Genomic DNA, 8,573 nt, shown 5'->3' with positions numbered 1-8,573 from the left:
GCTTCGTTTACACCGAAGATGTCGGGAGTTCGAGCCTCTCACGACCCACCATTTAATCCTCTGTAAATGTTGGCTTTATTTTCCGCGGGGCAGGTTTTAACAAAGTGCTTACTAGTTCCGCGAACCGACGCCATCCCAGCCTTGACCATTCTTGAGGCGCGTAATGGTTGATCTGGCGACCCCATATTTCTCGGCAATCGCTTTGTGGGTCCAGCCCTTGTGGTGCGTTCTGATAAACCTGACTTGCCTTGCGGTAAGCTTCGCGTGTCCATGATTTTGGCCTTTGGCGTTTCGGCCTTTGGAAACACAGTCAGTCCGGTTGTCCGAGTGATCGCCAATTTCAAGGTGCGCTGGATTGCAGCAAGGCGGGTTGTCACAGGTGTGGCGAATGACCTTACCGGGCGGTATCTCTCCGTTTCTCAGCGACCAAGCCACGCGATGTGCCGTTTCCTTTTTGAACCACCCATACCCACCTTGGGATTCGTAGAATTTACCTTGCCACAGGTGGCAAGATTCCGGTCCATTCGAGCGGTCGATAAGAGATACAAATTCGTTATATTCCTGTTCGTTCATTGTGCGCTCCTTGAGTTAACCCCGCGCAATCCGCCCATGCCGAAGTTCAAAACATCCGCGGCGTCTGACAGGTGTTCAGGCAGGAACCGGGCGTAAATCTTTTGCGTGATCTGGATATTGCTATGGCCGAGATATTGGCTCACGCGCTCAATCGGCTGGCCCGCGGCAAGCATCTGCACGGCAACGGTGTGGCGTATCTGGTGAATGCGGATACCTGACAGGCCAGCACGGCGCAGAGCCGCGGCATAGCCTGTCCTAATCGACTTGATCGGCCCGCCATTGTACTCAACCACCCATTCTGTCTGTCGGGCGTCATAAGCCTGTTTTAGAGCGGTGCGGGCTAGGGAGTTCATAGGCAGCACGGCGCGGCCCTTGCGCGTCACGCCATCGGTTAGGCGAAGATCGATAACCCCGCGGTCAAAGTCGATCTTATCCCATGTCCGGTCCAGTACCGCGGAAACCCGCCCCCCGGTCGTCAGTAGCAGGATAACCGCCAGCCGCACATGCGGAGCCGCACAGTTGTCAACGATCCTGTGAATTTGGTTCTGCGAAAGCGGGCGCACATCGCTATCAGGCTTAGAGGGCATTTCAATAGGCGGCACCCGGTCAATCGCCGCGGCTTTTTTCACAGCCCAATTTAGGCAGCTTCGCAGGTGGCCGAGTTCGGTATGGATGCTCCCCAGCTTGCGTCCCGCCGCGGTTCTTGCTGCGATATAGCCGCGGCTGTCGGCAAGTGTGATCTGGTCCGGCCTGAGTGCGCCGAAATGCGCCAGCACCGCCTTGCCTGTCCAGCCCATAGTTGCCGCGGTTGGTTTATCTCCCAAGTAATCGACATACATGCGCCAGAGGTCGGCAACGGTATGCCCGCCGCGGCTGACAGTCTCCTTTAGGTATCGATCCCGTGCTTCTGCCTCGGCTTCCTTTCGCGTGCGTGCTTTAAGTTGATAGCGCCTGCGCTTGCCGCCTTCATGCCATGAAACGCAGTATCCGCCGCGGAGTCTGCCGATGGTGATGTCTGACATTCTTCGTATTCCTCTACAGCCGCCGCGGGGATGCGATACAGCTTGCCAATCTTGAAATGTGGTAGGCGACCGTCATCGCACATGTTGCGGACCGTTGTAGCACTAATCTCCCAACGGCTGGCAAGTGTGTCCGGTCTGTATGGCTTCGGCTGGCTCATGCGTCCTTCCCCTCGTTCATTGCCCGTAGGATTGCTAAGAGCGCGGCCCTAGCTGGGCAAAATCCTTCATACCCCGACGAGTTCGCCCCCATTGCTGGATCGTCCTCAGTCTCCCGCATCTTGAAGATATGGACGTAGGGCCACCTCTTGCTCCCGCCGACTGTGGCCGTGAGCCTGATTGTCCAGCCGGGGCGGGCCGCCTCTAGCAGCGCAAGAGCGGCGTCAAATGAACCCTTGTAAGCCATGCGGGCGCTATGCGGCATTTCGGTATAGCGCATGTCCTGCATTGGCACTTCTAGGCACCGGAAGTCAGCGGGCTTTGCTTCCCCCGCTTCCACCTTCGCAATCAGGTCGTCTAGTGCTGCCCGTTTCTTGGCATCTTCTAGAACGCGGCCACGGGCTATGATTTCTTCTCGATCTAGTGCGTTGCTCACTGGCTGTCCTCCGAGATAGCGCGTAGGGCTTTCACGGCCTTCTCCAAGATCAATTCTACCTCATGGATTGCCCGTGGTGCGCCCGCTGGCCTTGCGTTGGCGGCGATTATAAACGCGCGGTTCACTTCGGTAGCTTGATGGCCCACTGCTTTTCGCACCTCCGCCGCCTCCTGCGGTGTCACGGTAAGGGCGGCGATAATCGCATCAGCCGTAGAATATACAGACGCGGCACATTCTGGGTCTTTGCGATAAATGTCCCCGTCAACGTCGAAGTCGCTTAGAAGCTGCAAGTGATCCAGCATTATCAGCCGTGCCACTTTATCGCGATCTACTTGCTCAGTCATTGGTGGCTCCTTCGATAAGGGAGATAATATCTTCCGCGTTGACCACTTCGATTTCCTCGTCGCATTTATGGAAGCACAGCCACTTGTGAGACAGTGCCTCCCGCAGCGCGTCATTGCGGGCTGTCTCGAACTTAACCCTCCATTCATTTGAAAATGCGGCATGGTTCTTAGAGGCGATCTCAGCCTTTTCGGCCCGCCGGAGGTGCTGCATCGCCCTTTCGTTTGCGTCCTTCTCCCGGCGCAGCCCTGCGGCGTTCTGCGCCTCCAACTCCTTGATACGCTCGGCTTGGGCGCGGTGTTCTTCGTCCAGTGCGTACCATGCAGCCTTCCAATCAAACGCCTCGCTTGAAATATCCACGGTCATAGTTCCATCCTTTCAATCGCGTCCTGAGTTGCCGCGCTGTATTCGTGATCTTCGCCGTACAGCCTTTCCCATGTGGCCTGCGCGTTGTGGTAGCCGATCTTGTCCTCATCACCGGGATAGGGGCGCAGCTTGTTGTGGTGAGAATGGCAGAGACTGATTGCCATTTTGTCGGGCGTTTTATGCGCTGAGAACCTACCGCTTTTGACGTGGTGCGCCTCTGTCGGGCTGTTCTGGGTCATGCCGAATGCTTGGCAAATTACGCATGGGAGATTCCGCACTGCCGCCAGATACTCCGCATCTTCGCGGCCCTCTGGCGATGCCTCACGCGCGGCCCGCTTCTTCGACTTGCGGCGCATGGGGGTGCGGCGGAGGGGCTTGTTCATGGGGCGCTGCCCTTCGTCCGGTCAATCTCTGCCCCAAGCATATCAAGCATGTCGTGAACGCAGAATTGCGCCTCAAGGCCGTTGGCGTCGTCCATCCTGTGGGCTTTCCGCAGGTTGTCTTGAGCCTTGAGGGCAAGTCTAAGGAAGTCGGGGTCTAGGACTAGGTTTCTCACTGCTTATCCTCCGGCTGTGTAAGGCGGATGCCCTGCGGCAGATACTTGGCCTCTATCGCGTCACACATCGCGCTAAGCTGTTTCGTGTTCATCACCGAAGTGACTGAGATATAATCCATCGCGGCTATCTTCTGCTCTACGGTTAGGCTTTTCAGGTGGCTTAGAAACGCGACAAACTGCGGGTCTTCGGCCATTAGGATCGGGCAACCCTGATAGAATTTGCACTCACGCTTCACCTGATCGGCGGTGCTGTGGGTCTGCTTGGCAATCTCGCCAAACCACTTATGCAGGAGGGCGTTCTGGTTCAGTGACCGCACCTTGCCTTCGCGCATGGTCAGGGTGAACGGAATGGGCAAGCCTTCTACCCATTCCGCCAAGCGGCCCGCGTCCTGTGCTGTGAGGGCTGCTCTCATCATTCCGGCACCTAGAAGGGTAAATCGTCGTTGAGGTCGTCATACCCACCGCCAGCGGGCGCGTCATAGTTGCCCGTGCTGCCGCTGTCATAGCCCTGCGATTGACCTCCACCGCTCGGCCCGTCCAGCATCGTCAGGGTGCCGCCGAAGCCTTGCAGCACAACCTCGGTGCTGTAGCGGTCGGAGCCGTCCTGCGCTTGGTACTTGCGGGTTTTCAGTTTGCCTTGGACAAATACCTTGGAGCCTTTCTTGAGGTATTGTTCGCAGACGCGGACCAGCCCGTCATTGAACACCGCCACGGATACCCACTCTGTGGATTCCTTGCGCTCCCCGCTTTCCTTGTCGCGCCATTTCTCAGAAACGGCCAAGCGTAGGTTGCAGACTTTCCCACCGTTTTGAAACGTCCTAGTTTCAGGATCGCGGCCCAAGTGGCCGATGAAGGAGCATTGGTTGAGCATTAGTAGGCTTCCTGTTCTTGGGTTACGGTCACGCCTGCAATGGCGCGGGTCTTGTGGTTCCGCCGGACGTATTCATCGACAAAGGCAACGATTGATTCCGGGTCGGTTTTGTAAATGTCGGCCAGCGCGGTCTTGTGGCTGTCGATGGTGTAGCGGGTGACGGTGCGCAGCCCTTTGACCTGATCTTTCTTCGCAGCTTGCGCGGCCTTCTCGGCTTCCATCGCGGCTTCCTTTGCCGCCTGTGCTTCACGCTGCGCCTCAAGGTTGGATGCGTCAGCGGCGCGGGCCTTTTCCTCGGCTTCGCGGCGGGCCTTGTTTGCGGCCTCCCATGCTGCCCGCTCGGCGGCTTCCTTCTCGGCTTTCAGCTTGCGCTTGAAGGCATCGACAGTTGAGACAAGGCACCCTTCGATGCGCTTGGCGTCCTCAATGGTCGGCTTCCAACGGTCCAACTCGGCCTGATACACGGCGCGGAGCGGGGCGGTCGCGGCCTTCTGGCCCTTCTCAAGCGATAAACGCCATTCCCGCATGGACTTACGCAGGGCGTCTACCGCCTTCATCTGCGCTTCATTCTCAACGGGTGCGCCATCGGTCCAGTTGGCGGCTTCCTCGCGATCAGCCTCGAAAGATGCGTTGATTTCGTCAATGGGGTCGGGGGGGTTGTTCCCCCCAACTACCGCGCGTGGGTTCATGTCGTTCACGTCAGGCTCCCTTCAAATTCTGGAATTTCATCGTCCAAGTCGTGGTTCGTCTGTGCGAGGCTCTGCTTGCGGAAGTCCTTTGCTGCCTCGACGTGAGCGGCCTTCTCTGGGCTTTCCTTGCGCAGCCATGCCAAGTCAGCTTTGAACTTGTCGCTGGTCCAGATGCCTTTCAGGCGGTCTTCGCTATCTGCGCCTTTGATTGCGGCAATCATCTGATCGGCCACCGCTTCTGGGTTAGGCGCAGCGGGCTGTGCAGGCTTAGATTGACGTGGCGCGGGCGCGTTATCCGCTGCGCTCTGCGCGTCGTCGTCTACCTCTGCGGAAAGCCCTAGCGCGGCTTTGAGCGTGTAGCGCTGCAGGTACGTTACGGCGCTGCCGATTGCCTGAAACCCGTTCTTGTTGCCAGACTGGTCGGCCCCGCCCATCAGGGTAGTTTCCTCGACGTGGCCTGCGCGGTGCTGAATGATGCAAGTCACCTTTACCCCGCCTTGCCCCTGATCGGTGCGGAAGCGGTAGGAAAGACCATTCTTGGACAGGATCGGGTCAATAATCTTGGCGATGCCTGCCAGTGTCTCGTGCTTGTAGTGCGTCCGGCCTTTGCTGGACGTGAAGTCCACCGTTGAATCCTTGACGATTGGCGGGATTTCAGCGCGGGCTTGGGAAAGAGCGTCGGCAAACTGGCGCATAGCATTCTGCCCGTCGATGCGCTCTTTCATTGCAAGCATACGTTCCAGCTTGTCCAAGTCGCTGCTGGGGTCCATGGCGATCCGCTCAATCATATTGACCATGGGATCGGCGGGCAGGAAATGCTCTTGCGGTTCTGTCTTGGTTACGGCGTTCATGTCAAAATCCTCTCATGGTGAAGGGCGTGTTCGCGTTGAAATGCGCAGCATTCGCGATGCCTTTGGATGCGATGTGACCACCGATCAGGCCCGCTACGGATAGCGCCAGACCGCACACGAACATCGGCACGGTCAGCATCTTGCGCGGCTCTGTCTGCTGGCGCTGGACCTCGGGGGCGGGGTGGGATTGCGTGATCATTGGTCGTCTCCCTGTGCTTGGCGATACCGCGCTGGAATGTCGTCGTTGAAGTCGCAGAGCAGGCTTTCGCGCTCGGCTTCACGGGCTGCGGCTCGGCGGGCCAGCACGTCGCGGAAGTCCTCAACGGGCGCGGGCTTAAGAAAGCGGGCGAGGATGCGGCGGATCATGCCTTGCCCTCCGTTGCTGCGCGGTAGTTGCCTAGAGCGGTGTTAAGCGCGGCGGCTGTCGCTTCTGTGCGGCCCTTTGCGCCCCATTCATCCACGGCGTCTGCCAGTTCCTCCGCAGCAAGCAGCGCGGCTTCCATTGATGGGACGCGGGCGATGCGGCGGGCGTCTGCCATGCAGGCATTGTGCTGGTCGGCTTCGTATCCGATCCATGCAACACCGGCCAATGAAGGGGCGTCAATCTGGTGGCCTTTCCCCTTGAAGCTGGACCGGACACCGGAAACTTGCCACTGATCCTGAGTGCCGAGACCCGCGTCCGTGCGAATTGCGTCAATCATGCTCATTGCAGCGTCTCCCCTGGTACCTGCTCAACAAGGTGCTGGGGAACGCCCACGAAGACCTTGCGGCGTCCGTCACAGCGTTGGCACCAGTCGGTGTATGTCTCGGCCCTGACGCTGTGATAGCGGCGGATGCCAGCGGGCTTGCCACGGCATTCATTGCAGACCACGTAGCCGCTCAGGATCATGTCGGCGCAGTCGCAGCAGATCGGGTAGCCGAAGCGCTTGTTCGGTGACATTTCATCGCGGCGCAGGTCGTGGCGCATACATTCTTCGCAGATGCAGTCGGCGGGCTGTGATAGCGGCACTTGTGGGATAGGCTGATGAAGGGTCATGCTGTTGCCTCCTGTGCGCGGGTGTTCCATTGGTCGAAGCAGAACTGAGGGGGATATGCAGGGTCGAGCATTCCGGGGCGGTGCGGGTCCCATACTTCGGGGTCTGACATGAAAATGTCGCAATCGACGCAGCCAACAGTCCACCAAAAGCGGCCATATGTGCTGCTGCCGCCCTCATTGGTCACGGCGTCTCCACCGCAGAACGGACATGGCTTGAGATCGTGATTATTCATGTCGTCGACTCCTGTGCGTGTTGCGCCGCCCATTCGCGGCATTCCTGCGCGGTCCCGGTGTGGTGAAGGTTGCCGGGTCCGGTGAGCGTCCATGCGCCGCCAAAGGGCGTGTCAGTCTCGGCGCGGTATCCGCCTGCGGTCCAAACGCCGTCTCCTTGGGCGGTCCAGCGGGGGGTCATTGGGTGGCCTCGCGTTTGCTGCTGAACTCCAACCGTGCGACGACATGCGGGAAGAAACCGCGATAGGCGTTGCACAGGTGACGAAACTCGCCGCTATCCACGAACTCATCCGCAAGAGGCGGCGAGCCGTCTGGAAAGTCCCGCCAATGCGAAAGCCCGTTATCCTTCATGTAGCGATCCCAGAGGGCGTCACAGTCGAGGTGCATTCTCAGCGTATAGACGCCATCATATTTCAGCGTTGACTTGCGGTGCTTGGTCCCCGGCGCGATGCTGCGATAGCAGTGGAAGCATTGGTGGTGCTTACGCGCTTTCGGGCATCCTTCTGACAGGACTTCGACGTAACTCACGACGCCACCGCCTGCGCCGCGCTAGGGGGCGTCTGCTCGTCGTCTACGGGGAGGTGCTTCCAGCGAATAGGCGGGACCGATGGGTTGCCATCTTCATTCGCCTCCCAGCAAACGCCGTCAGTCCAGCACTCGGGCGGCTCTTGCTCAGATACGAAGTGCCAGCCGCCGCAATCGTCGCCCCTTTCATTCAGCAGCCCATCAACCCATGCGATTACGTTGTCAGAGCCGTGTCCGGGGATTTCCGCCTGAAATGCGGTGCCGTCCTTGGGGGCGCTATCCATGCCTTGCCAGTTCATCGCGCCGCCTCCTGCGCACCACATTGCGGGGTGTCGTCGTCTACGGGGGCTGCGGGCGGAAACATCCAATGGGTCACAAAGCGAGCTTTGATCGTGACCAGCTTGCAGCTTGGCCTGCTTGTTCTCCACTCGTCGCAGATGCGGTCGTAGTAGCAATCGCACCAGCGCAACCCATCAGCCAGCCAAATATCTATGAGCTGATCCTTTGGGGCGGTTTCAATCGGCTGCCATTGCATTGCCTCCTGAGACGTTGCGTGGATTGCGCGAAGAACCTGCCCCTTTGTTACGCGGGTTTCGATGATGTGAAGCGGCCCCGCCTTGCTGGAAAGTATGGACCGATCACGCCGAGCGCCTTGGATAAGGTCGCTGATGATTTCCCTGAGTTCATTCTCTCGCTGGCTCATTGCGCCGCCTCCTGCGCACCACCTTTCGGGGTGTCGTCGTCTACGCGGTGCCAGTCTGCTGGGGATAGCGTGACGGTCCGCGCTTCGAGATTGCGGTGGTAGCGGTCAAAGGCCCGCAAGCCTGCTTCCGTAATGGCGCAGAAAGCGGCGGGGTCGTTGGTGTCAAAGGTGTAGTGTTGCATTGCGTTCTCTCCATTGCCTTGTGGCTGGCCGTTG

General features: G+C 58.9%; 20 protein-coding genes. All 20 read right to left on the bottom strand.

All coding sequences use genetic code 11. The annotated features are described in order from the left end of the window. Positions 1 to 111: 111 nt before the first annotated feature. Positions 112 to 573 carry an HNH endonuclease gene (locus tag R1T45_RS01945; protein ID WP_317388988.1) on the bottom strand — a complete coding sequence of 154 codons (462 nt, stop codon included), beginning with the start codon at positions 571 to 573 and terminating at the stop codon, positions 112 to 114. Further along, a complete protein-coding gene (locus R1T45_RS01940) occupies positions 570 to 1,370 on the bottom strand; it encodes a tyrosine-type recombinase/integrase (protein ID WP_411041116.1) in 801 nt (266 codons plus the stop codon). Before R1T45_RS01940 ends, R1T45_RS01945 begins: the two co-directional genes overlap by 4 nt. Positions 1,371 to 1,459: 89 nt before the next feature. Beyond that, on the bottom strand, positions 1,460 to 1,753 hold the full coding sequence (locus R1T45_RS20995; RefSeq protein WP_411041115.1) for a helix-turn-helix domain-containing protein: 294 nt from the start codon (positions 1,751 to 1,753) through the stop codon (positions 1,460 to 1,462). Between the two features lie 430 nt (positions 1,754 to 2,183). Further along, on the bottom strand, positions 2,184 to 2,531 hold the full coding sequence (locus tag R1T45_RS01935; protein ID WP_317388986.1) for a hypothetical protein: 348 nt from the start codon (positions 2,529 to 2,531) through the stop codon (positions 2,184 to 2,186). Next, positions 2,524 to 2,895 (bottom strand): hypothetical protein, encoded by a 372-nt coding sequence (locus R1T45_RS01930; protein ID WP_317388985.1) that lies wholly within the window; start codon positions 2,893 to 2,895, stop codon positions 2,524 to 2,526. The genes R1T45_RS01935 and R1T45_RS01930 overlap by 8 nt, the downstream gene beginning before the upstream one ends. After that, positions 2,892 to 3,278 (bottom strand): Ref family recombination enhancement nuclease, encoded by a 387-nt coding sequence (locus R1T45_RS01925; RefSeq protein ID WP_317388984.1) that lies wholly within the window; start codon positions 3,276 to 3,278, stop codon positions 2,892 to 2,894. Before R1T45_RS01925 ends, R1T45_RS01930 begins: the two co-directional genes overlap by 4 nt. Positions 3,279 to 3,447: 169 nt before the next feature. Further along, the gene (locus tag R1T45_RS01920; protein WP_317388983.1) at positions 3,448 to 3,867 is read right to left on the bottom strand and encodes a hypothetical protein; all 420 of its coding nucleotides are present in this window, start codon (positions 3,865 to 3,867) and stop codon (positions 3,448 to 3,450) included. A gap of 8 nt (positions 3,868 to 3,875) precedes the next feature. Then, positions 3,876 to 4,322, bottom strand: a complete 447-nt coding sequence (gene ssb, locus R1T45_RS01915) for a single-stranded DNA-binding protein (protein WP_317388982.1) — start codon at positions 4,320 to 4,322, stop codon at positions 3,876 to 3,878. After that, positions 4,322 to 5,011 (bottom strand): hypothetical protein, encoded by a 690-nt coding sequence (locus R1T45_RS01910; protein ID WP_317389022.1) that lies wholly within the window; start codon positions 5,009 to 5,011, stop codon positions 4,322 to 4,324. The genes ssb and R1T45_RS01910 overlap by 1 nt, the downstream gene beginning before the upstream one ends. A 5-nt stretch (positions 5,012 to 5,016) precedes the next feature. Then, positions 5,017 to 5,862, bottom strand: a complete 846-nt coding sequence (locus R1T45_RS01905) for an ERF family protein (protein ID WP_317388981.1) — start codon at positions 5,860 to 5,862, stop codon at positions 5,017 to 5,019. 1 nt (position 5,863) lies between these two features. Then, entirely contained in the window at positions 5,864 to 6,061 is a 198-nt protein-coding gene (locus R1T45_RS01900) for a hypothetical protein (protein ID WP_317388980.1), read from the bottom strand. Next, complete coding sequence (locus tag R1T45_RS01895) at positions 6,058 to 6,228, bottom strand: hypothetical protein (RefSeq protein ID WP_317388979.1); 171 nt, start codon at positions 6,226 to 6,228, stop codon at positions 6,058 to 6,060. The genes R1T45_RS01900 and R1T45_RS01895 overlap by 4 nt, the downstream gene beginning before the upstream one ends. Further along, entirely contained in the window at positions 6,225 to 6,569 is a 345-nt protein-coding gene (locus tag R1T45_RS01890) for a hypothetical protein (protein ID WP_317388978.1), read from the bottom strand. Before R1T45_RS01890 ends, R1T45_RS01895 begins: the two co-directional genes overlap by 4 nt. Next, positions 6,566 to 6,898, bottom strand: coding sequence for a hypothetical protein (locus R1T45_RS01885; protein WP_317388977.1), 333 nt, complete (start codon positions 6,896 to 6,898; stop codon positions 6,566 to 6,568). Before R1T45_RS01885 ends, R1T45_RS01890 begins: the two co-directional genes overlap by 4 nt. Further along, positions 6,895 to 7,131: a Lar family restriction alleviation protein gene (locus R1T45_RS01880; RefSeq protein ID WP_317388976.1), complete on the bottom strand. Its 237-nt coding sequence runs from the start codon at positions 7,129 to 7,131 to the stop codon at positions 6,895 to 6,897. Before R1T45_RS01880 ends, R1T45_RS01885 begins: the two co-directional genes overlap by 4 nt. Beyond that, positions 7,128 to 7,310 (bottom strand): hypothetical protein, encoded by a 183-nt coding sequence (locus tag R1T45_RS01875; RefSeq protein WP_317388975.1) that lies wholly within the window; start codon positions 7,308 to 7,310, stop codon positions 7,128 to 7,130. The genes R1T45_RS01880 and R1T45_RS01875 overlap by 4 nt, the downstream gene beginning before the upstream one ends. Continuing rightward, a complete protein-coding gene (locus R1T45_RS01870) occupies positions 7,307 to 7,657 on the bottom strand; it encodes a hypothetical protein (protein WP_317388974.1) in 351 nt (116 codons plus the stop codon). Before R1T45_RS01870 ends, R1T45_RS01875 begins: the two co-directional genes overlap by 4 nt. Next, positions 7,654 to 7,953, bottom strand: a complete 300-nt coding sequence (locus tag R1T45_RS01865; RefSeq protein ID WP_317388973.1) for a hypothetical protein — start codon at positions 7,951 to 7,953, stop codon at positions 7,654 to 7,656. The genes R1T45_RS01870 and R1T45_RS01865 overlap by 4 nt, the downstream gene beginning before the upstream one ends. Continuing rightward, a complete protein-coding gene (locus R1T45_RS01860; protein WP_317388972.1) occupies positions 7,950 to 8,357 on the bottom strand; it encodes a hypothetical protein in 408 nt (135 codons plus the stop codon). Before R1T45_RS01860 ends, R1T45_RS01865 begins: the two co-directional genes overlap by 4 nt. Beyond that, complete coding sequence (locus R1T45_RS01855; RefSeq protein WP_317388971.1) at positions 8,354 to 8,539, bottom strand: hypothetical protein; 186 nt, start codon at positions 8,537 to 8,539, stop codon at positions 8,354 to 8,356. Before R1T45_RS01855 ends, R1T45_RS01860 begins: the two co-directional genes overlap by 4 nt. Between the last annotated feature and the right edge of the window lie 34 nt (positions 8,540 to 8,573).

The sequence above is a fragment of the Sulfitobacter sp. LC.270.F.C4 genome (assembly GCF_032922545.1).
GTDB lineage: Bacteria > Pseudomonadota > Alphaproteobacteria > Rhodobacterales > Rhodobacteraceae > Sulfitobacter > Sulfitobacter profundi.
Note: the sequence above shows the minus strand (reverse complement) of the source record. Positions and strands in the feature narration are given on the sequence as shown.

Bases quoted from the DNA above. Each gene is read 5' to 3' on its own strand.
- R1T45_RS01945 (WP_317388988.1), bottom strand. From the start codon at position 573: ATGAACGAACAGGAATATAACGAATTTGTATCTCTTATCGACCGCTCG.
- R1T45_RS01940 (WP_411041116.1), bottom strand. From the start codon at position 1,370: ATGGGCTGGACAGGCAAGGCGGTGCTGGCGCATTTCGGCGCACTCAGG.
- R1T45_RS20995 (WP_411041115.1), bottom strand. From the start codon at position 1,753: ATGAGCCAGCCGAAGCCATACAGACCGGACACACTTGCCAGCCGTTGG.
- R1T45_RS01935 (WP_317388986.1), bottom strand. From the start codon at position 2,531: ATGACTGAGCAAGTAGATCGCGATAAAGTGGCACGGCTGATAATGCTG.
- R1T45_RS01930 (WP_317388985.1), bottom strand. From the start codon at position 2,895: ATGACCGTGGATATTTCAAGCGAGGCGTTTGATTGGAAGGCTGCATGG.
- R1T45_RS01925 (WP_317388984.1), bottom strand. From the start codon at position 3,278: ATGAACAAGCCCCTCCGCCGCACCCCCATGCGCCGCAAGTCGAAGAAG.
- R1T45_RS01920 (WP_317388983.1), bottom strand. From the start codon at position 3,867: ATGATGAGAGCAGCCCTCACAGCACAGGACGCGGGCCGCTTGGCGGAA.
- ssb (WP_317388982.1), bottom strand. From the start codon at position 4,322: ATGCTCAACCAATGCTCCTTCATCGGCCACTTGGGCCGCGATCCTGAA.
- R1T45_RS01910 (WP_317389022.1), bottom strand. From the start codon at position 5,011: ATGAACCCACGCGCGGTAGTTGGGGGGAACAACCCCCCCGACCCCATT.
- R1T45_RS01905 (WP_317388981.1), bottom strand. From the start codon at position 5,862: ATGAACGCCGTAACCAAGACAGAACCGCAAGAGCATTTCCTGCCCGCC.
- R1T45_RS01900 (WP_317388980.1), bottom strand. From the start codon at position 6,061: ATGATCACGCAATCCCACCCCGCCCCCGAGGTCCAGCGCCAGCAGACA.
- R1T45_RS01895 (WP_317388979.1), bottom strand. From the start codon at position 6,228: ATGATCCGCCGCATCCTCGCCCGCTTTCTTAAGCCCGCGCCCGTTGAG.
- R1T45_RS01890 (WP_317388978.1), bottom strand. From the start codon at position 6,569: ATGAGCATGATTGACGCAATTCGCACGGACGCGGGTCTCGGCACTCAG.
- R1T45_RS01885 (WP_317388977.1), bottom strand. From the start codon at position 6,898: ATGACCCTTCATCAGCCTATCCCACAAGTGCCGCTATCACAGCCCGCC.
- R1T45_RS01880 (WP_317388976.1), bottom strand. From the start codon at position 7,131: ATGAATAATCACGATCTCAAGCCATGTCCGTTCTGCGGTGGAGACGCC.
- R1T45_RS01875 (WP_317388975.1), bottom strand. From the start codon at position 7,310: ATGACCCCCCGCTGGACCGCCCAAGGAGACGGCGTTTGGACCGCAGGC.
- R1T45_RS01865 (WP_317388973.1), bottom strand. From the start codon at position 7,953: ATGAACTGGCAAGGCATGGATAGCGCCCCCAAGGACGGCACCGCATTT.
- R1T45_RS01860 (WP_317388972.1), bottom strand. From the start codon at position 8,357: ATGAGCCAGCGAGAGAATGAACTCAGGGAAATCATCAGCGACCTTATC.
- R1T45_RS01855 (WP_317388971.1), bottom strand. From the start codon at position 8,539: ATGCAACACTACACCTTTGACACCAACGACCCCGCCGCTTTCTGCGCC.